Source organism: Anaerocolumna cellulosilytica, from assembly GCF_014218335.1.
GTDB lineage: Bacteria > Bacillota > Clostridia > Lachnospirales > Lachnospiraceae > Anaerocolumna > Anaerocolumna cellulosilytica.
In genome coordinates this window covers 2,762,386-2,783,481 of the sequence record NZ_AP023367.1, presented here as the reverse complement: position 1 = coordinate 2,783,481, position 21,096 = coordinate 2,762,386, and the positions used below count along the sequence as shown (strand labels likewise).

Annotated in this window: 15 protein-coding genes; all 15 read right to left on the bottom strand. The window is 37.7% G+C overall.

What is annotated here, in order from left to right; genetic code table 11:
* Positions 1-7 precede the first annotated feature (7 nt).
* Positions 8-760 (bottom strand): alpha/beta fold hydrolase, encoded by a 753-nt coding sequence (locus acsn021_RS11345; RefSeq protein WP_184089407.1) that lies wholly within the window; start codon positions 758-760, stop codon positions 8-10.
* A 255-nt stretch (positions 761-1,015) separates the two neighbouring features.
* Entirely contained in the window at positions 1,016-3,145 is a 2,130-nt protein-coding gene (locus acsn021_RS11340; RefSeq protein WP_184089410.1) for a glycoside hydrolase family 3 N-terminal domain-containing protein, read from the bottom strand.
* A 519-nt stretch (positions 3,146-3,664) separates the two neighbouring features.
* Entirely contained in the window at positions 3,665-7,066 is a 3,402-nt protein-coding gene (locus acsn021_RS11335) for a X2-like carbohydrate binding domain-containing protein (RefSeq protein WP_184089413.1), read from the bottom strand.
* A 354-nt stretch (positions 7,067-7,420) separates the two neighbouring features.
* Positions 7,421-8,548: a non-hydrolyzing UDP-N-acetylglucosamine 2-epimerase gene (wecB, locus tag acsn021_RS11330; RefSeq protein WP_184089416.1), complete on the bottom strand. Its 1,128-nt coding sequence runs from the start codon at positions 8,546-8,548 to the stop codon at positions 7,421-7,423.
* A complete protein-coding gene (locus acsn021_RS11325) occupies positions 8,548-9,450 on the bottom strand; it encodes a glycosyltransferase (RefSeq protein ID WP_184089419.1) in 903 nt (300 codons plus the stop codon). The genes wecB and acsn021_RS11325 overlap by 1 nt, the downstream gene beginning before the upstream one ends.
* 76 nt (positions 9,451-9,526) lie before the next feature.
* Entirely contained in the window at positions 9,527-11,065 is a 1,539-nt protein-coding gene (locus acsn021_RS11320; protein WP_184089422.1) for an oligosaccharide flippase family protein, read from the bottom strand.
* A gap of 67 nt (positions 11,066-11,132) precedes the next feature.
* On the bottom strand, positions 11,133-12,203 hold the full coding sequence (locus acsn021_RS11315) for an EpsG family protein (protein ID WP_184089425.1): 1,071 nt from the start codon (positions 12,201-12,203) through the stop codon (positions 11,133-11,135).
* Positions 12,204-12,320: 117 nt separating this feature from the next.
* The gene (locus acsn021_RS11310) at positions 12,321-13,580 is read right to left on the bottom strand and encodes a glycosyltransferase (RefSeq protein WP_184089428.1); all 1,260 of its coding nucleotides are present in this window, start codon (positions 13,578-13,580) and stop codon (positions 12,321-12,323) included.
* A 79-nt stretch (positions 13,581-13,659) separates the two neighbouring features.
* Positions 13,660-14,400 carry an NAD-dependent epimerase/dehydratase family protein gene (locus tag acsn021_RS11305; protein WP_184089431.1) on the bottom strand — a complete coding sequence of 247 codons (741 nt, stop codon included), beginning with the start codon at positions 14,398-14,400 and terminating at the stop codon, positions 13,660-13,662.
* A gap of 164 nt (positions 14,401-14,564) precedes the next feature.
* Positions 14,565-15,659, bottom strand: a complete 1,095-nt coding sequence (locus acsn021_RS11300) for a DegT/DnrJ/EryC1/StrS family aminotransferase (protein ID WP_184089434.1) — start codon at positions 15,657-15,659, stop codon at positions 14,565-14,567.
* Positions 15,660-15,661: 2 nt separating this feature from the next.
* Positions 15,662-16,240, bottom strand: a complete 579-nt coding sequence (locus acsn021_RS11295) for an acyltransferase (protein WP_184089437.1) — start codon at positions 16,238-16,240, stop codon at positions 15,662-15,664.
* A 41-nt stretch (positions 16,241-16,281) separates the two neighbouring features.
* Positions 16,282-17,391, bottom strand: a complete 1,110-nt coding sequence (locus acsn021_RS11290) for a hemolysin activation protein (protein ID WP_184089440.1) — start codon at positions 17,389-17,391, stop codon at positions 16,282-16,284.
* On the bottom strand, positions 17,388-18,410 hold the full coding sequence (locus acsn021_RS11285) for a polysaccharide biosynthesis protein (RefSeq protein ID WP_184089443.1): 1,023 nt from the start codon (positions 18,408-18,410) through the stop codon (positions 17,388-17,390). The genes acsn021_RS11290 and acsn021_RS11285 overlap by 4 nt, the downstream gene beginning before the upstream one ends.
* Positions 18,411-18,484: 74 nt before the next feature.
* Positions 18,485-19,612, bottom strand: a complete 1,128-nt coding sequence (locus tag acsn021_RS11280; protein ID WP_184089446.1) for a polysaccharide biosynthesis C-terminal domain-containing protein — start codon at positions 19,610-19,612, stop codon at positions 18,485-18,487.
* Between the two features lie 132 nt (positions 19,613-19,744).
* Positions 19,745-21,049, bottom strand: coding sequence for a glycosyltransferase family protein (locus acsn021_RS11275; RefSeq protein WP_184089449.1), 1,305 nt, complete (start codon positions 21,047-21,049; stop codon positions 19,745-19,747).
* Positions 21,050-21,096 lie beyond the last annotated feature (47 nt).

The following is a 21,096-nucleotide window of genomic DNA, read 5'->3' as shown; positions in this document are numbered from 1 at the left end:
CATTGTGCTATTTTTTCTTTTTAAAGAAATTTGTTATTAAAGCGACATACTTTTCTGGATATAACAGACTAATTCCCCCATGTCCCATGTGGGGAGCAATGTACAATTCACTATCAGCTATTAGCTCATGTAATCTTAAACTTGATTTTTTCATGATACGAAGTTCTTTCTCGCCTACAATGACCAAAACCTTTGCTTTTGTATGACAAATAGAGTCGTTTAAGCAATAATTCCCATTGCTTAATGTTATGTTTATAAGTGATTCTTTGGTTATTTTTAGGCTCTCATCATAATACTGCTCAAACATATTTTTAGGGACACATAATGTTTTTGCTTGTAATTTTGAAAACCATCTCTTTTTAATTAATCCATAAAACAGCTTATAAGTAGGAACAGTTATAAAAGTCATACCTTTAATTGGATAAATCAGTGCACTTTCGATGATTGCATACTCCGTAATGTCATTTCTAAACGATATTATTTCCGTTACAATTTGTGCACCTATGGATAATCCTCCAATTGCAAAAATTTTCCCATTATACTGTTTATCAATAAATTCTATCAACTTATGTGCATAATTTTCTATACTTACAAAAGTGTCCTTTCCGGCTTCTCCGTGTCCTTCAATAATTGGTGTTACAACATGAAAATTCATTTTTAGCTGTTCAATAATAGGTTTTAATGACCACCAAGATAGTCCACCACCGTGTAACAGAATTATTGTTGGAAGTTCTTTGTTTTCTGTTTCTTTAATAATCATTTCCTTGTCCTTTCATGAATTTTATCTTGATGTAAAAGTACTGTATTCATCATATATAGTTTAGGCTCACCTAGAGTGTAAGTAATTGCAAACGGAAATTCAAATGTTTTCTTAACTTTTCCATTCTTCCGCCCCAACAGAGCTTAATAGTGCCATCAGTAGGTGAAATAACCATGCTTTTGGTCGTTCCAAAAAACTCTTCAAAATAATGACAACAAAGACCATCAGGGTACTTTGCCATTGTTTTTTCAACGCTTATAAAGTAATTGTACTTTGTAACAAATCTATATCCCTCGAACTGGAGCCAACCATTAATATAAATTCGCCTGGCTCCGTGACACGTTTCTCATCAGAATTTACCAGTGAGAAGTCTTCCTTTGAGAAGGTAAAGCTTACATTTTTTGTTTCATTTGCTTTTATATATATTTTTTCAAATCCTATCAGCTGCTTCACAGGGGTTAATACAGAACTTACACAATCTATAAAATATACCTGTACGATTTCATAACCATCCTGTTTTCCGGTATTACTTACATCTACCTGAAGGGTTAAGTTGGTCTCATCTACTTTTAGATTGGAGTATTTAAAGCTTGTATAGGATAGGCCTTCACCAAAAGCAAATAGTGGAGTATCAGGTAAATCCAAGTACCTGCCGCCATGCCATCCCGGCAGATTGTTATAATATACCGGAAGCTGTCCGCTGTGGCGTGGAAAGGATATTGGAAGCTTACCGCTTGGATTTAATTTGCCGAAAATGGTTTCAGCAACGGCGAGACCACCAAACATGCCGCCATTAAAACCAACAATCAGGGCATCCGTTTCTTCTGCTATAGTATTAATACATAGAGGTTTTGAAGCTACAAAAACTGTAATAAGAGGTTTTTTCAAACTGCGAAGCTGCCTAAACAACTCCATTTGTTTACCTGTCAAAGTCAAGTCGGCTCTATCTCTGTACTCTCCTGCCTGCTCCACAATATCGCCTATTACTAGTACAATCACATCACAGTGATTTGCAATTTGTACAGCACCTGCAATATCCTCCTTCTCGCTTTCCCTGATACTACAGCCTTCATGATATTCTACTGATAGTTCATTCTCATCAGCAAGCTGCTGTATTCCTTCAAGAACAGTGACATATGGTCTGACAGGCGGATGCTCCGGATTAGGTTCCGGGTGCGAAAAATATGTCCAGTCTCCATACTGTGCACGGATATCATCTGCATTGGGACCTATAACCGCAATGCGCTTCATAGTATTTGCAAGCGGCAGAATTCCCGTATTTTTAAGTAGTACAATGCTCTCCTGTGAAAGCTTTTCGCTGGTGTTAAGGTGTTCCTGACAGCCAAAGCAACCGGGTATTCCTTTCTTCTCGGGATGTTCAAACAAACCCATGCGAAACTTTGTTCTTAAAATATTTCCCACCGCCTCGTCAATTACTTTTTCATCAAGCAGACCATCTTCTACAAGTTTTATGGTAGCTTCATAGAAAGCAGGACTATTCATAATCATATCATTGCCGGCCTTAGCAGCCATCTGTGAGGCTTCTCCGATATCAGCGGCCACATGTTGTATGTGAATCAGGCTGTTAACGTTATTCCAGTCTGTTACTACAAAGCCGTCAAATCCAAGGTCTTCCCTTAATATATGACGTAGTGCTTTTTCATTAACAGTAAGAGGTGTACCGTCTATGGAGCCATAAGCACTCATAATTGTGGCACAGCCTGCCTTTACAGCCTTTTCGAAGGGAGGAAGGAATACTTCACGCATTTTTCGGTAGGTGATTTCAGTATCACAAGAATCACGGCCGCCGACTGCTTCCCCATAACCTATATAGTGTTTTGCACAGGCTAGTATACTTTCATCGCTGTCAAGACTTTCACCCTGATAGCCCTTAATGATAGCAGCACCTAATTCTCCGGCAAGATAAGGGTCTTCACCAAAGGTTTCATTAATACGTCCCCAACGTATATCACGACCAAGGCAAAGAACAGGTGAGAATGTCCAGTGCAGACCGTCAGTTGCTACTTCTCTGGCGGTTACCTGACCCATTTCTTGTATAAGTTCCCGGTTCCAACTACAAGCAGCGGCAAGCTGGGTAGGAAAAATAGTGGCATTCTCATTGAGTCCGTGTCCATGAATTGCATCTATACCAAATAGAAGGGGGATTCCGTGCTTTGTTTTTAGAGCAGCAGACTGAAGTTCTCTTGCGTTATCGCCAAGAACGTGTAAGAAGGAACCGGCACCTTTGTCCACCCATGCAAGTGCTTCTTCTCGTGTGACTAATGAATATGGAATCTGAATCATTTGACCTACTTTTTCTGGCAGGCTCATACACGATAATAAGTCTTCTACTTTTTTATTTATTATTTTCACATCGTATTTCATTTTTATTTCATACCCTCCTGTTTCATTAGCTAATAAATCTACGTTATTAATTCTCTTATGTAAACTCTCTAGTAATCCTTTTTGCCATCTATTCACACAAAAATGGTTTTTGCTCCTTGAAATATAGAATGTTATTTGAAAAATAAGCAGTATGAATATACTTTAATGGCTAATATAGGAACCGTATAATAATTGTATCACATGAATACCCAAATTTGGAATCCCTTTCCTATAAAAATTGTCTCATATTAATTTGGTTATAAAGAGTTTGTCTATTCATATATCATTTTTAGGAGATTCAGTTCTTCAGGATAGGTTGGAATCGTTTGACGTACATGTTTTACTATAAAGAAAGAACTGCTGTAACTCACAGAATTTTTAAGGAAGTATCTACCCAGCATTGTTGATGCGGTAGAGATTGTTCCATGTATTCCATGATTATACAGCAGTTTATTTATTATAAGTTAAGGGTTTGATAGCTTCTCTCCCAGTTGTAAGTAAAAATTCACATGAATTATCTTACGGTTCTATTCCGTAACTTAAAACACCATTTATATATGCAGTAACTTTGTTCCAGTCTTCAAAAGAAGAACCGGTTGCTTTATAAGAATAATCATTGGTTTGGGTATAGGCAGACCAGTCAGATTTTGCAAAACGAGTATGCACATCAACACTTTGGCCGCCTTCTAGAGTTCCTGCACCGGAGGTGAACCCAATCTCTAGATAATAGTCAGCGGTAGCCTTTGCTGGATTCAGCGCCTCAAAGGTACCGGTTATATTAGCCATACCAACATTGGTCCAGTCACAGTAAAAATTCTGACTGGCAGCAGTATCTACGGTATAGTAATAACGGAGCTTAACATCGGATAAGGATATGGGTGTATTGCCGGTATTAATTATCCGAAACTTAGCTCCAATACCTTGAGTACTGGCAGCATTTGTTCCAATGAACTGAACTTGAATATCACCAATTTCTACGGGTGTAGTATCAGTGATTTGAATAGATAAATCCTTGCTGGCACCGGCACTGAACACGAAAGTCAGGTTAACTGTTCCATTGTTTAACTTCTCTAGATATTCTTTCCTTACTACAACTGTAGTTCCTGTTAAGGAGTAATCTTCATCCATTTTTAGAACAGTGGTTTCATTTTTAATTGCTGTCAGGGTGTTACCATTCAAAGTTAATGCAATGCTAATATCCTGTTGTTTTTCTGTATTTTTATCAAAATTTGCCTGTACCGGAGTGATATCTGCGTTATTTGCAGCCGTTGTATCAACAATAGTCAGACTTAAGGTTCTATCAAGACCTTGGCTAAAATCAAAGGTCAAGGCAGTCAAACCAACACTTAGACCAGCAAGATAAGATTTTTTAATGGTTACTGTATTACCGGAAACAGTATAATCTGATTCGTTTACTAATGCAGTACTTCCATTCTTAATATAATTTAAGGTATTACCGTTTAAAGCTAATGTAACCGTAATATCAGCCTGACTTGCAGTCTTTTTGTCAAAGGTTGCAGTTGTTGGGCTAATAGATGCATTATTAGCAGGTATCTCTCCTGCGATATCAGCATATAAGATACCTCTGCCATTTGTACCAAGGTAAACGCGGCCATAAATCCTTGGGTCACCTGTAATACAGCTATTGGTTACACCATATTGATGGGCATCATCATTAATACGTACCCAGGTCTGTCCGGCATCGTCAGAACGGAAAATGCCTTTCACACCATATATTTTAGCAGATGCATATAAGGACATATAGGTTTCTCCCGGTGCAGCTTTACCAAAACCAATCACATAACCTTCTTCTACATCTGTAGACTTAGTAAAGCTTTGCCCGGAATCAGTGGTATGGAAGATTCCGCTGATACCATTATAGGTTTCACCGGCTATCCAAACATCTCCTTCGATACCTGGCATTGCTTTTATGTGTCCGGAATATGGAAGGTTTGTAACAGTTGCTGTAAAGGTGGCACCTTTATTGGTACTTACATAAAAGCTTCCATTGTGAAAGGCATAGAATTTACTTGGATTTACTCTGTCTGAGGCAACCTTGGCACCGGCAGGTACTCCGGCGCTTAATGACCAGGAAGAACCGGTATTGGTGGAATAATAAACAGATTGTCCGTTTGGAGCCCATACAATACTAGTACCATCGGCTGACATGGCAACAGTGCCGCCGCCGGTTGTATCTTCGCTGTTTGACTGCCAGGGATTATTCAAGGGAAACCAGTTGGAGCCTACATCATAAGATAAACCAATTCTTGAACCGGAACCTTTATCGGTATTACCTACACGAACATAGCGGGTTGGGCTTAGTTCTGCGTAGTCAATAGAGGTATTTCCTAAAAAGGGTGTCCGCAGCATCATGTCCGGAACGGAATCCAAATCTTTGTGGACAAAACCACCGAGATCATACATTCCGCTGACTAAATGGGCAGATCCCGTGGTAGGACTTATTAAAGATTGTACTGCTGTTTGCTCAATTCCTTTCGCATAAACAGATAAGTGCACCTTACCACCATTTTCAAGGTCAGTTAAATTATTGGTTCCGTATACAGTAGCACCGGTTCCATACATCATTCTATCGGAATTAAATGGGTCAATTGAAATATTTCCAATCATCCAGCCCAGCTTTAATGCGGGTTCCGGTGGTTGTGGGTTATTACCAAAAGTTAACCAGGGTGAATCAGTGATGTCCTGTGTATAACGAATTGTCCTCTCAGGGTAACCATTCCAATCCCAGAAGCGAATCCAGGTTGCGCCTCCATCTGTACTTCGGAAGAAATTTGCGTCCGGCCACCAAGAATTAAGAGTGGATACAATTAACACGTCGGGATTTACAGGATCCACGGCAAGACCGCCAAATCCAAAATAATTATCACCGCTGGAGGTAGGTATTGGAGTTATATCCGTCCATACACCAGTTTTTGTGTTATATTTAAAGACCTCTCCTTTATGTCCGTCATAAGGACCCACTCCGTCACTATAAGGTATGTATAATACACCATTAGAGGCCAACACTCCATGGTGGGGAAACAGACCTGTTGTTTTGGATGGATTGGTTGAATCTGGAACCACAATGTTTTTTGGTTGTCCCGGAACAGCTTCCCAGGTTAAACCGCCATCCAGTGTCTGGTATACAGTCGCCTGTCCTTTTTTATTAGCAACACCAATGTAAATAGTTTTACAGGGAGTGCCGGGAGCACTGGAGGAGGGATCAGGAGTAACCCAAACTACACCAGTCAATGTACTGTCATACGAACTGGGGTCATCCTCACTTGGAGCGTAGTTTCCTACATGGGTCATGGTGGTTACTTTATTCCAGGTTGCACCATAATCTGTACTTTTCCATAATCCGTTGCCGCTTCTGGCACCTAGATATAATACATTATTACTATTAGGATCAATAACAAGGCGTTCCCCCATAGAACGTCCCAGCATGTTTGCACCTAATTTAAAGGGTAACTCCGCTAACTGCCAGGTGTCTCCTTTATCCTCAGAACGCATAATGTAACCGTTAGCGGATGTCCATTCATTCGTGTAGGTTCCTGCGGCGATATAGACCCGGTTTGTTTCAATCGAATCCACTGCCAGGCTTTCGCAGCCTAAGTTATTCCAGTTATCAGCACCGATCCAATCGGTTAAAGGTATCCAGGAACTGTCAGCAGGATTCCATCTGTAAGCACCTCCCATGTCAGTTCTGGCATAAATTAAATCCTGTTCACCCGGATTGAATACAATATTATCTACATAACCTCCAGCGTAAATCTGAACATTTTTCCAATTATACTCCTGACTGGGTACAGCTCCTGTTTCTGTTGCTTTCACCTGCTGCGTGTTTATTTGCGGATTAAAAGCAATACAAGAGACCGCCAAGACTATACTGAGTACTTTTTTAAGCCCCTTATTTCCCATAAAAAACCTCCTTCTCGTATTTTACTCTTCATATTGTCCATTAAGATAATAGGTTACACTTTAACTAAAATATCACCAACTTTCCATTTGTAATTTACAGCTTTTAGTAATTTTTACTAGTCTTCCGTAAATTTTACAGCTTAAAAAAATTATACAGCCGTTGTGAATGTACGGATTGTGTAAAGCCCCATGAATTGTATTATGTAAAATGATATGTCCAATGCTGTAATTTATAAATAACACAGATGGTAAAAAATGTCAATCACTTACATAAAATTAGTTTGCTAAATATAAATATAGTTCGAAATTATCTATATGCAGCAGACAAAAGAAAATAAAAGATTTGAAAAACTTTTATTTTCGCCATACTATGTGGTTAATAATCCCTGTATAACTTTGAATCAGCTTGACTATCTTGGTGCTGACGTTCTCCTCAATATAGTCAGGCACATCACTGCCAATGTCCATCTGCTGCTGCAACCTAACAGCAACATCCACAGCCTGAAGCACTTGTTTAGGTGTTATAGAGCCTAGAATGAAATTACCTGTATCGAGCGCCTCAGGCCTCTCGGTGGAAGTCCGGATACACACAGCCGGAAAAGATTTAAAGTAGGAGGCTTCCTCAGGTAGTGTTCCACTATCTGAAACCACACAGTAGGCATGCTTTTGCAGATGGTTGTAATCCGTAAAATTAAAGGGTTTAATAGATCTTACATTATAATGAAAGTGAAATTTCCGTTCTTCTATTATTTTAGCAGAACGCGGATGCGTTGAATAAATCACAGGCATATCATAGACTTGTGCCAGAGTATTCACAGATTCCATAAGTGCCATAAAATTATCAACAATATCAATATTTTCTTCCCGGTGAGCAGACAGTAAAATATAATTTTTCTTTTTAAGCGCTAGGGTTTCTAAGACAGGACTTTTATTAATCTTCTCATAATGTGCCGTAAGAACTTCTGCCATGGGTGAGCCAGTTACATAGGTTCTTTCTTTGGGTCTGCCTTCAGCCAGCAGGTATCTCCTTGCATGTTCGCTGTAACACAAATTTACATCAGCAATGTGGTCTACTATCTTCCGGTTTGTTTCCTCCGGAAGATTTTCATCAAAACAACGGTTTCCGGCCTCCATGTGAAAAATAGGAATCTTAAGTCTTTTTGCAGCGATGGCTGATAAAGCCGAATTGGTATCTCCAAGAATCAATAGTGCATCCGGCTTATGCAAAAGCATGGTCTGGTAGGATTTGGCAATAATATTCCCGATTGTCTCTCCTAAGTCATCTCCTACAGCTTCCAGATAAATATCTGGCTGTCGCAAGTTTAAGTCCTCAAAGAAGATTTGATTCAAGGAATAATCCCAGTTCTGCCCGGTATGTACCAGGATATGATTAAAATATAAATCACACTTTTTTATAACCTCGGATAGCCTGATAATCTCGGGGCGGGTGCCAAGAATTGTCATCAATTTTAATTGATTCATTATTTTAATCCTTTCTGGTTTGATTTAAGTCTAGAGGTATCATATCTTCTTACGATTGAAGGATAGTTTGAAAAAAACATGGGAAGAGAATGAAAGAGACTGTCAGTACTATACTTTAATTTTTTTATGTCTGCATTGTGTGGGGAAACAAGCCGGATAAAGGATTTTTTATCCTTATGAATTACAGGGGAGGTCTCTACTATAATAGCCTTTAAGCCGGTCTTTGATAAGTAAACTGCCAGATTAATCTCTTCCCAGTATAAAAATGTTTTTGGATATAACTGTTGATAGTATCTAAAATAAGCGGGGGTTAAAAAATAAGAGCAGCCCTGAATGTTGTAAGTGAATTCTTCATTATTAAAAGGATATGCGGCTTCTATTTGAGAATCTTTGTGAAAAAGGTGTACCAGTTTATTTATGAGGGGAAGACACATAAGCCAAGCGGCAAAGATACCCGTTACTGTACTTAAAATCGTTTTATAGATAGAACTGGTTTGTAGGGAGACAGGCTGCTTCGTACCGTAGGGATAATAGACTGTTGGAGATATAACTCCAATCCCTTTATAATTGGTCTTTAGTATAGTTTCAAACAAATCTGGCTGAAAGGTTATATCACTGTTGCATACAAACACATAGTCAGCATTTAACCGTTCTTTTGCATAGCGGATACCAAGATTGTTTCCTTTTGCATACCCCAGGTTTTTATTGCTTTTTAATAAGGTAATCTTTTGATTTCTTTTCAGGTGTTGTAATAATGCCTGATAAGAATTGTTTGGCGAGCCATTTTCCACAACAATAATGTCGTAATTACGATAGGTTTGTGATAATACACTCTGTATGCATTCCAAAGTATCTTCATAATTCATATAATTTAATATAACAACAGCAATTCTAAAATTCAATCTTGCTCTCAACTCCCTTTCAGATAGATACCTGCAAACTTTGAAATACGCAGGTAACTATTTACTTTATGACGTATTAATTTTTAAGTATTTTTTTTATAAGTTTTCTTCCGGCAGAAAAGAATAGATTTTTTTCATACGTATTTAAGGCGAGAAACCACATGAACACAATGTAAACGGCAGTGATTAATAGCCCCTTGATTCCAAGGGTCAGCCAGCCATTAACGGTAATGAGATTTGGCAGTAAAAAACCGGTAAGTATGGAAAGAATAAAGGCAAGACTCATTTTTACATGGCATTCTTTAAAAAATGTAAAAATATTAAGGTTTAACTGTTTATAATAAAGCACATTCATAGCCGCAGTACGTAACAGATAAGCGGCACTAATTGAGACAGCCGCTCCCAGTACCCCAATTTGGCGTGTAAGAAAAATGGACAGTACCACATTAAGGAGGGAGGTAAGAATAAAGATAAAGGATTTACTGCGTACCTTATTAACAGCAATGACGGCTAATCCGGCTATATGCTGCGGCAGTTCTATCAGGCTTGGAAGCATTAAAAATAGTGTGCAAAGATAAGCACTCTCAAAGCCGCCTCCAAGCCAGAGATTTATAAAATCCCTGCCAATCGTAAAAAAACCGGTAAACAAAAGACCGATGACTACAAATTGGACACGTCCGACCTTAATCATGAGTGTTAACAAGCTTTGGTTATCGTCTTTTAAGACAATTCTTGAGACTTTTGGCAGGAATAAATCATTGATTCCGGTGGAAAAGGTATATACAAATCCTTCTAATGTTGAAGCTGCTCCAAAGACTGCAATGCTTATACTGCCGGAAAATGCCCCCAGTATTGTTGGTATGATATTAAAAATAAGTCTCTGGGCAATGGTTATAATCATAGACCATATAGAAAAACCCAGAATTTCTTTAAGCATTTTACGGCTTTTATGTTTAAGGTGTATCTTTACGGGTGTGATTTTCCTTACTATTCCTAGCTTTATGAGTATATTGATACCTCCGGTTATGGCATTAATGGTTACCAGAGTGTAAAGTCCATAGCCCATACTTAAGGCTAGGATGATAAGTGCCATATTGAGCATACGGTTTAATAAATCACAACCCTTTTGATAAATAAATTTTTCATAAGACGTCAGAATTCCGTTTAGGGTTGTAAATGGAAAGGAAATTACACTAAAGGAGGCGGTTATAACATAGATTACTTTAAGCTTTATAATCTCTTCAAAGGTAAGTTGTTGATAAATTGATCCTATCAAAAAATATACAATAACTAAAACAACACTAATAATAATATCAAGTACGAAAAACAATTTGCTTACAATTCCTAAGAGGTTATTGATACTCTCCTGGTCATTATCAGAATTGTATTTAGACAGAAAGCGGGTGACGGCTGCCCCAAGTCCAAAATCTAGTACAAACATGCTAATTAAAGAAACAGACAGAGTATAGAGGCCATAGTCTCCCTGCCCAATGGAGCGAACCATCCAGGGCGTATAGATTAAACCTGCAACAATATTCACAGCGATGCTGATATAGGCCATTATAGCGCCTAACTTTATTTGTTTTGAACTATACTGTTCTCCGCTTTCATTCATATTCTCCACTCATTTCTGTTCTATTTTTGGCTTTTCTTAAACAGTTCATTTTTATAGAAGAATTATGTTATATAAATATATACGGTATTAAGTTTCTATCTCTGGCAGTACGGTATAGAAAGAACAATGCAAATAAAAATAAAGAAGATATTACTAAGATTTTTTGATTGGTTGCTTCTGTTTCGTTGTCAGCCTGTAAATCTAGAATCTTGTCAAGTAGAATGATTGTAGAGTATAAATAATAAAAAGCAGGGCGTTCCACGGTTCTGGTAAACATACGGAAGAGCCAAAGAGCCAATACACCAAAATGCAAATTTATAAAGATTAAATTGTCAGGATTCTTAAGCAGTAGTTTGTTCTTATATATAATGGCTAAAGCACTTATAATCAACAAAATGGCTAAGAAGATTCCGCCATTACCCGTTCCCTCTATACCATAGCTGTAATCCAGCCAGTCTGCGATATACTGGTATAAAGAATTAAAGGTAATACTGATAAAGCCATATACTGCCACAATTCCTAGGACATTCATAGTTTTCCATCGAATCTTAGCCAAAAGATAGGCAGGAAGGAAAAACACAGCAGATTTATGGAATAAAAATGCAAGACAAACTAGCAGTAAAAATCGCAAAGGCTTTCTTTTTCGAATTGCTTCATGAGCAAACAAACAAACAGACATGGCTAAGGACTGTCTAAGTCCCGCCATGGTGAAAGCAAATAATCCAATGGTATAGTAAAAATAGATGGCATATTTTTTGTTATCACTGTACCTGTTTATAAAGATTCCGACAGATATACAAATAACCGCCGAAGTAACTGCAAAATACCAGAAGGTGCTTAAGGTATAATTCGTCATAAATTTAGTAAGTACGTAGAAAGCAGGTTCCTCCATAATATTTAAGAATTTGTCCATAGGTCTGTAGACAGAGCTTAAAAAATGAAGGGCATATTGTCTGTAATCGCCTACGGCAGGTTGTTTTAATATCATTATAAAATAAATAAATGACAGTAGTAAAAATACAAAAAAAGGGGGGGTTTTGGCGGTTGCCCTACTTTCATCAGGCAGTATTTTATCAGGCTTTGTTTTTATTAAAGCAATCATAAACAGCACTGTAAGCACAAATAAGTAAACAAGCATTTTAAAATCCTCTCTTTGAATAATGGATTTTGATGGCTTTTAAGATGTTCGTTTTCAACATCTTGAATTGTATGTGTATAAGTGCTAATAGCACTAAAATACACATAGGGGAGTTTACTATAGAATATGTGACTTTTTACTATTTGTGACTGTTTTAAGACTGCCTGCTGTTTTCTTATAAAGTAACGCTTCATATATTTTAATATACTCTTTGGTACATTCAATAAGGTTAAAATTCTTTATGGCATATTGGCGGCAATTATTAGTATAAGATTCTTTTTTGCATTGTTTTACTTTATGTATTCCGTTACATATGTCTTCTAAGGTATTTGTTATAGCTGTATAGCCACATTCCGGTGTCACTAGCTCAGCAGAAGCGGTAGAATTATATGCGACAACCGGAGTGCCGCAGGCACAGGCCTCTGCAATTATTTTACCAAAGGATTCCTCCATGGACAATGAGACTAGTACGTCACTGGCGGAATAGATTCTGGAGAGAGCTATAGGATTTAAAGTTAACGGGATTGATTTTATATTATCCGGAAGTACCATGTCTTTATCTAAAGTTCCAACCAGCAGTACAAGGCAGTCAGGAAAGCGTTCTGCTATTGTTATAAATTCTAATAATCCTTTTTCTTGTCCCCATATAGCTGCTACACCAAGGATAATAAATGTATCCTCTGCTTTGAAAACAGTACGAATATAACTATCTTCTCTGGGGGTAAAGGAATTTAAATCTACCCAGTTGTAGATTCTGTTAATAGTTGCATATTCAGCTAAATAAGACCTTCTAGCCTCCCTTGTAATCCAATCAGAAACACCTACAACTGCCAGATATTTAATCTTAGAAAAATACTTTTTTTTGTCTAAATACATTTTTTTAGACTTGTCGAAAAACCAGCTTGGCATTGTATTACGGCTGTTTGGACATTTTAAGCAGCAGGTTTGCCACTGGTAGCATTTGTTTACTGTATAATGAGTACACCTTCCAGTAAAATACCAGCAGTCGTGTAAGGTGATTACAGTAGGAATATCCCTTTTTCCAAGGTATTTTAACAGCATATTTAAGTTTAGAAAATTACCATGAAGATTCCGAAGATGAACAATGTCTGGCTTCACTTTTCTTATATATCTTAACAGATGATAGGTTGGAAGATGGGAAAAGTATCCCTGGAGTCCCAAAAGACGAGAACCCAGAGCGTGAATTTTACGGTCTGTCTGATTACCAATGCAGTAGGTTCCGGGTAATTTTATCAAACCTCTTGAATATGCAATATAGCTTTTGTGTCCCATCCGTTTTAATTGCGAGGCAAGTTCTCTGGTAGTGCGTCCTGTACTTAAGATACCCTCTACCACATTAATTTGTAATATCTTCAACCTTTTCCCTTCTTTCCAAATGTATTGTAATTATTTCGGAATACATAATTTTTTGGCTGTTTTAATTGCATGGCAGACGTTACCTGGCATCCTGTGTATAACTTAAGTAAGTGGAATATAATTTATTTTCAAAAGTTTCTTTAGGGAACCGAAGTACTCTATCCGCTGTTCGAAAGGAATATAGTAAGTCGGCAATATCACCAAGAGAAGCATTGTAAATAAGCGGTATGGTATAAAAATCGCCCTCCCCTTTATGACCATGTCCTGTTAACGCTGCCACAAATTCTTTTATTAAATCCTCGATGTATACAAGATTCAGCATAAAAGCTTTATCATCAATATGTATTGGTAAGTCTCGTGCAATATTATGACAGAAGGTAGCTATCACACTATTGTAATTGGGTCTTGACCATCTTCCGAAAAGATTGGGAAGCCGGTAAATAAAAACCGGAACTTCTTTAGATTTACTGTACTCTGATAACAGCTCCTCTCCTGCTTTTTTACTTCTTCCGTATGGATTATCAAGGGAAGCATGTATGGAAGAGGAAAAAAGAACAGGACAGGTATTATTAAACTTTTGCAAGGTTTGAAGCAGTGTTAAGGTAAATCCATAATTAACCTGCATATAATCTTCATCATTTTTTGGTCTGTTCACCCCTGCTAAATGATATACAAAGTCACAATCGCGGCAATAAGTTTCCAAAGACATTTTTTCTGTATCTGTGTCATATTCATATAAAGTATTTTCATTGCTAGTGTGTAGTTCTGCTGTAAGATTTTTTCCGATAAATCCATTTGCGCCTGTAATTAATATCTTCATTCTGAAACCTTATATACTTCTATCAAAATATCCAACTAGGATTGGATTCTGATGCAGGTATACCCTTTCTAACTATTTATATCCTTATAATCTATAAATAGTTTCAATCTATAAATTGTATAAGCAAAACCACCATTTCTTGCCTTTTATACATTGTATTCAGACTAAGATTTAATTATTTCGCAAATTCTGTCTATCTGGTCAAATTCAAGCTCTGGATAAATAGGCAATGTAAGAATTCTTTGGGCAATATATTCAGCCACAGGGGTATCTCCCGTATCTGTAACACCTTTATAACATTCAAATTGACTGGTTAGGGGATAGAAGTATTTTCTTGAGTATACGCCATTTACCCGTAATTTTTGGTATATTTCATCTCTGGTGCAGGAATAGCCATCAAACAATACCGGATAATAAGCATAATTAGATTCTACCAAATCCGGTATCCGGTTTAATGTAATGCCGGATATACCGGATAAGTTCCTATGATACCTTTCATAAACAGCTTTACGTTTGTTTATTTCTTCTTTTAAGTGGCGCAGGTTACATAAACCCATAGCCGCCTGAAACTCATTCATCTTACTGTTTCCACCGATGTAGTCTATTTTTTCGTAATCGGTTATTCCAAAATTCTTAAGCCCCATAAGAATTGGCTGCAAAGTGGAATCGTGATAAGTAACGGCACCGCCTTCAATGGTATGAAATACTTTTGTTGCATGGAAACTAAAGACAGAGGCATCTCCGAATTCTCCGCTGCTCTTCCCGGCAATCCGTACTCCAAAAGTATGTGCAGCATCATATATTACTTTTAAATCATATTCTTTTGCTAACTCTTCAATTTTTATTGTGTCACATACGTTTCCATATACATGAACCGGGAGTATGGCAGAGGTTTTTTTCGTTATAAGCTTTTTAATCTGAGTTACATCGATTGTGTAATCCTCTTTATTAATATCGCAAAACACGGGGGTTAACCCTTTTCTCACAATGGCATGAGTAGTGGAGGCAAAGGTAAAAGGTGTAGTTATAACCTCACCGGTAAGGGAAAAAGCCTCCAAGGTATTCTCAAGAGCCATATGTCCATTGGTAAAGAGAGTTACATAGGAAGACTGTAGATAGTCAGCCAGAGCAACCTCCAGTTTCTGATGCTTTACGCCCATATTGGTGAGCCATCGTGTATTCCACAAATCTTTAATTTCCTCCAGGTACTCATTAAAATCCGGCATGGACGATCTTGTAACATTTATAGGTTCGGACATAATCAGCGCACCTCTTTCCACTTTTCTTCCAACTTAAGGAGTGCTTTGCTTCTGTCTTTTATTTTTATAAATGGTATGCCGGCATTTATACTCCAGGGTTCACTCGAACGGTTTATAAACGTCATGGAACCAAAGGAGCTTCCCTCTTTTAGGGTAACCCCTGGAAGTACAACACAGCCGGAACCAAGAATCACATGTCTTTCCATAAGTACAGGCTTGCTGGTAACATGTTTGTATTCCTCCGGTATCATGGGATTAGTCATGGTTTCACCGGAATAGTCATCACTAACGGAATAGACCGTTATTCTAGAAGATAAATTTCCGTAATCCATAATGGTAATACCTTTATCACCACCGTATAAAGCGGTATACGCTGCAATATGAATATAATCCCCAAGCTTAAGTTTTCCGCTTAATATACAAAAATCATCAATTCTTACATGGCTGCCAAGAACAATATCTTTACCACCGTAAATACTTGCTTTTCGACTGATGAACACTTGTTCACCATAGCTGCCAAGACCGAGTTCTTTAAGTTCTTCTCCGGAATAAAAACTGTTTTGATTTCCTGAACTAACCATTTTCAGACCACCTGACTTTACATCCTATTTGATTCTTTATTTTATTTCTTTGGTATTTTTTTGTGCCCTTTTATAACGAGAATGTATTTATGAAGGAGAAAGCTTCCAAGTTCAAGGCTAGACTGGAAGGTTACGATACTATAATACAGGAGTTTTAATAGATATTTACCAGCGCTTACTTTAAAGCAGGCACTTTTATCATAGTATAACCTACGAAAGAATCCTTCCGCTTTTCTTAAAGCTAACATAAGAGGGTGATTATTCGCTGTGATTTTATCCTGAAGCTGTTCATACTTTGCATCACCGATTACATAATCAGGGTGAGTCAAAGGAAAGGTTAACGGATATACTTTCATATTAAATACTTTCTGAACACTTAAAGGTAATTTTGCAAGATCTCCTGCTGAATGAGTAGCACCTTCCCCAAATCCTATGTTTTTAATAAGGTTTTTCTTAGGGATTATATTTAAACGGTTCTGGGAACAACCTGTAAAACGCAGATAAAATTCAGGACCGCCAAGATGTCCGTTAACGGTTTGATTCACGCAATACTCTCTTAAGTTCTTATAAAAGGGTTTACGGTTTCTCGTCTTTTCTTTAAGCCTTCCCATGGTATAGTTACTTTTGCCGTAACAGGCATCGTAAAAGCCTAAATAAGTTCGTTTCCACATAGCAAAACCCCAGATGGCAGCAGCCTCGGTAAAAAAATAGTCTGCCTCCGGCTCCTTATATATTCCTAAATGATTCATACCGCATATCATATTAATCCTTAAGTCATCCTTGTATTTCTCTAACAGTTCGGCGCAAAAGGGGAAGAAGCTTTGAGAAGGTACCACATCATCCTCCAGGAAGATGCACCGGTCTGTATAGTAGAACGTAAAGTCCAGGGCTTTTTGTACCATAACATAGAGTCCTTGGTTATTTTCAAAGTATAGTTTATATACCTTGCAATCCCAATCGACCTCGTTGACGATTTCCCTGCTTTTTAAGATTTTTTCCATATCCTCAGGGTGATTGTCTCTTGGTCCGTCTGATGCGAGTATCAGTATACGGGGTCTTGCTTTCTTAATTTCATTGAATACTTTTGTTAGAGTATCCGGACGAATGAAAACAAATAATAAGACAGGAACATCTACTAAATATGGCTTCAAGTTATCTGTCCTCCATTAAGCTCTTCTTTAATATATTTAAGACTGAGTAATTTCTGCTTTACCATTTGTACATCTAATTGCAGCGTATTATTAGAATTAAATTCAATATTAGGTGTAGCTTTCCGCTCTCCGGTTACAAAATATTTATCATAGTTTAAGCTGCGGTTGTCAGCAGGAATCCGGTAATAGTTTCCCATATCTACTGCAATAGAGCTCTCCTCATGGGTAAGAAGTGTCTCATACATTTTTTCACCATGGCGCATACCGATTATCTTAATATCCTTGGTATCTTCAAAAAGTTCCCGTACGGCCTGAGCCAGTGTTCCTATCGTACAAGCAGGTGCCTTTTGCACTAATATATCGCCATTCTCTCCGTACTCGAAGGCAAAAATAACTAGTTCAACTGCTTCTTCTAGCGTCATGACAAAGCGTGTCATAGAAGGTTCCGTTACGGTAATGGGTATACCGGACTTGATTTGTTCGATAAATAAAGGTACGACGGAACCTCTAGAACACATAACATTCCCATAACGAGTACCGCAGATTTGTATTTTTTTAACATCTACGGTTCTGGACTTTGCTATAAATACCTTTTCCATCATGGCCTTAGAAGTACCCATAGCATTAATAGGGTAGGCGGCTTTATCTGTAGAAAGGCAGATTACCTTTTGTACCTCTGCTTCCATACAGGCTGTCAGAACGTTATCTGTACCAACTATATTTGTTTTTACAGCCTCCATTGGAAAGAATTCGCAGGAAGGCACTTGTTTCAGGGCTGCTGCATGGAATACATAATCTACGTTATGAAGTGCATTTTTAATCGAAGGTAAATCTCTAACATCCCCGATATAATATTTTATCTTATCATGCTTATATTGATGGCGCATATCGTCTTGTTTTTTTTCATCCCTTGAGAAGATACGTATTTCTTCAATATCACTTCTTAAAAAACGGTCTAATACTGCATTGCCAAAGGAACCGGTACCACCGGTAATGAGTAAGGTTTTTCCGGAAAACATAGCAGCCTCCTTTCTTTATGAGATAATTAGACAATTGCGAAACACTTTGTTACTGGTTTTTGTGAATAAATTAATTATTCTACGGGTAAAGGATACGTATCCGGATTCTCTTTGTTAAATACTTCATTGGCCCATATTAGAGTCACTAAATCCTCTTCTCCGATGTTCATAATATTGTGAGTGTACCCCACGGGTATATCTATTACTTCCAGCTCTTCTGAAGAAGCATAATAATTCATAATCTCTTCAGAGTCTATTTTTCTAAATTGTATCAAGGCCCTGCCGCTTACCACCAGAAACTTTTCGCATTTGGTGTTGTGATAGTGCTCGCCTTTTTTGATGCCGGGTTTAATAACATTAACAGAAAATTGACCTCTTTCAGGGGTTTTAAAGATTTCTGTAAAGCTTCCCCTGTCATCTGCATGCATGGTCAGAGGATAATGAAACGTATGAATGGGAATATAGCTTAAGTAGGTACTGTAAAGTTTTTTCGTAAAGGAATCAGCCATATCCGGCAGAGTAAGGGTTAGCCTGGAGTCATGAAACGCCCGTAGTTTATCAGCCAGCTCTTTCAAAGTGGTTGTGTAGAGATACTTTTTATCCAAGTGGTAAAAACCATCAGAAGCGGGGGCCATATCTCTATACAGATGGCTAATAAAAGAATCTATGACATCATCAATGTAATAAAAATTCATGGGTTGGCCAGGATTGTCTATTTCAATCTCTAATTCCCTGGTAATATTATTACAAAAGGTTGCCACAACGGAGTGGTGATTTGGTGCTGCCCATTTGCCAAAGGTATTAGTAAGCCGGTAGATAATAGCTTTGCTCCCTGTCTTTTCGCCGTGATTTTTTAACAAATCTTCTGCTTCCCGCTTGCTCTTAGCATATTCAGTGTTTTGTACAGCCTGTATAGAAGATGTATATAGAATCGGACAATTGTTTTGGTTTTTTTCTAAAAGATTAATAAGGTCTTCAAAAAGCAGAACATTAATCTGATGAAATTCTTCTTCCTTCTTCGGTCTATGTATCGCAGCGAAATAAAATACAAATTCGCAATCTTTTGCATATTCGTTAAGATGCTCTTTTGAAGTATCCACGTCATATTTATAGATTATGTGATTCTCTTCTTTTTGTGCTTCCAGTCGGGCGATTAAATTTTTCCCTAAAAAGCCGCTGGAGCCAGTTACTAATATCTTCATAAAACTCCCGTCTGTGTGCATCGCACACTTTTAAATCAAGATGTTGAAAAAGTTTTGATTTTTCAACTTAACTCCCGTCTGTGTGCATCGCACACTTTTAAATCAAGATGTTGAAAAAATCTTGGCTTCAACTTAACTCATAAACTCTCCTGCTTTTTTCATTTCTTCTAAAAGCATTTGTTGAATAGAGTACTTTTGGTGATTTCTTTGTCCACAGGACCAAGCTTTTTTTTGATATTCCTGAACCAGGCTCTTCTTTTTACATAGTTTCGTTAAGGTACCTTTTATTTCATGAAGCGAGGATACACAGATAGCACTATCCTGTTTTTTCAGATAATCATAACCTGCATGGCTTTTTGGGCAAATCGCAAGAACGGCGCAAGAGCTTGCAAGACAATCAATAATTTTGGTGGAAAAGGAATATTTAGTTAAAAGTCTGTTTTTAATATCAAAACTTTCTACATGTAAAGCAATATCTGCTTTATAATAAATTTGTTTTAATGCAGCAGGACTTACTGGTGGATGTAAATATGAGTTTCGATTATCATCTAAGAGCTTTAAATATTTTTTAGAAACCTTATCTCTGGAATAGATATTAAGAATCATATGGACTTTATTTTTGTTTATGACCTTCAAAGCTTCCTTGATGGCAAGTAAGGTTTTGTATCGATGACAGTATAACCTGCCGGCATATACGAGAATAAGCGGTTTTTGCACCGGTTTTTTCTTATAGGTTTCAAAGCTGCCGCATTTAGAAAGAACACCGGTACGGATATGAAATATCTTGCTGTAAAGGGAAGACTGCTCTTCTGACAAAGTATAATACTTATAGTAATGTTCGGCGTTTCTTTTTAATGCCTTACGAATCAGGGTACGCCGTAACCAGTAGCAGGGTGAGAAGGATAACTGGGCCAACGTATATTCATCATCTCCGGTAAAGACAAACATAGGCTTTTTGGATAGGGATAAGAGCAGGCGTTCAAATCTTAAAACCTTTAAAGAGGCATATCTTAGACTGAATATGACATCCGGTTGAAAGCCGGCAACAAAATCTTTTAATCCTGTTATATCATAGTGTCCCAGTAACCAGATTCCCTCCCGAACCAGACGTAAACTTTCCATAGGAAGTTTATTTTTTATCAAGGTAAGAACGCGACCTTCATCATCCGGATAGGAGTCAGCGGAAGGAAGGGTTTCTTGCCGTTTGTTTTCAGGTAAACGAAAGGTTTGACCCGCTGTCGTTTTAGTAAAAAGGCTTTTTATCATCATACCGTCAGTTATCTGATAATAAGTTTGGCAGCATGTATTATCAGGAGCACCTCCTGCCAGATAGATGTTAGCTATAACTGCCGGAAACCCCTGAAGCCAGTTGGTAAGTACGTTATTTGGGTAAAGCGTATCATTCCAGACTTCATCCGTTAAAACAAGTATTTTCATATAAATAACCATGCCCTTTCCGATACCTGCATACATTAGAAGGCAGG

Excerpts from the sequence above, each read along its gene's own strand:
- acsn021_RS11340 (WP_184089410.1), bottom strand. The coding sequence starts at position 3,145 with ATGAAATACGATGTGAAAATAATAAATAAAAAAGTAGAAGACTTATTA.
- acsn021_RS11275 (WP_184089449.1), bottom strand. The coding sequence starts at position 21,049 with ATGAAAATACTTGTTTTAACGGATGAAGTCTGGAATGATACGCTTTAC.
- acsn021_RS11280 (WP_184089446.1), bottom strand. The coding sequence starts at position 19,612 with ATGAAGATATTAGTAACTGGCTCCAGCGGCTTTTTAGGGAAAAATTTA.
- acsn021_RS11335 (WP_184089413.1), bottom strand. The coding sequence starts at position 7,066 with ATGGGAAATAAGGGGCTTAAAAAAGTACTCAGTATAGTCTTGGCGGTC.
- wecB (WP_184089416.1), bottom strand. The coding sequence starts at position 8,548 with ATGAATCAATTAAAATTGATGACAATTCTTGGCACCCGCCCCGAGATT.
- acsn021_RS11285 (WP_184089443.1), bottom strand. The coding sequence starts at position 18,410 with ATGTTTTCCGGAAAAACCTTACTCATTACCGGTGGTACCGGTTCCTTT.
- acsn021_RS11345 (WP_184089407.1), bottom strand. The coding sequence starts at position 760 with ATGATTATTAAAGAAACAGAAAACAAAGAACTTCCAACAATAATTCTG.
- acsn021_RS11300 (WP_184089434.1), bottom strand. The coding sequence starts at position 15,659 with ATGTCCGAACCTATAAATGTTACAAGATCGTCCATGCCGGATTTTAAT.
- acsn021_RS11305 (WP_184089431.1), bottom strand. The coding sequence starts at position 14,400 with ATGAAGATATTAATTACAGGCGCAAATGGATTTATCGGAAAAAATCTT.
- acsn021_RS11295 (WP_184089437.1), bottom strand. The coding sequence starts at position 16,240 with ATGGTTAGTTCAGGAAATCAAAACAGTTTTTATTCCGGAGAAGAACTT.
- acsn021_RS11320 (WP_184089422.1), bottom strand. The coding sequence starts at position 11,065 with ATGAATGAAAGCGGAGAACAGTATAGTTCAAAACAAATAAAGTTAGGC.
- acsn021_RS11315 (WP_184089425.1), bottom strand. The coding sequence starts at position 12,203 with ATGCTTGTTTACTTATTTGTGCTTACAGTGCTGTTTATGATTGCTTTA.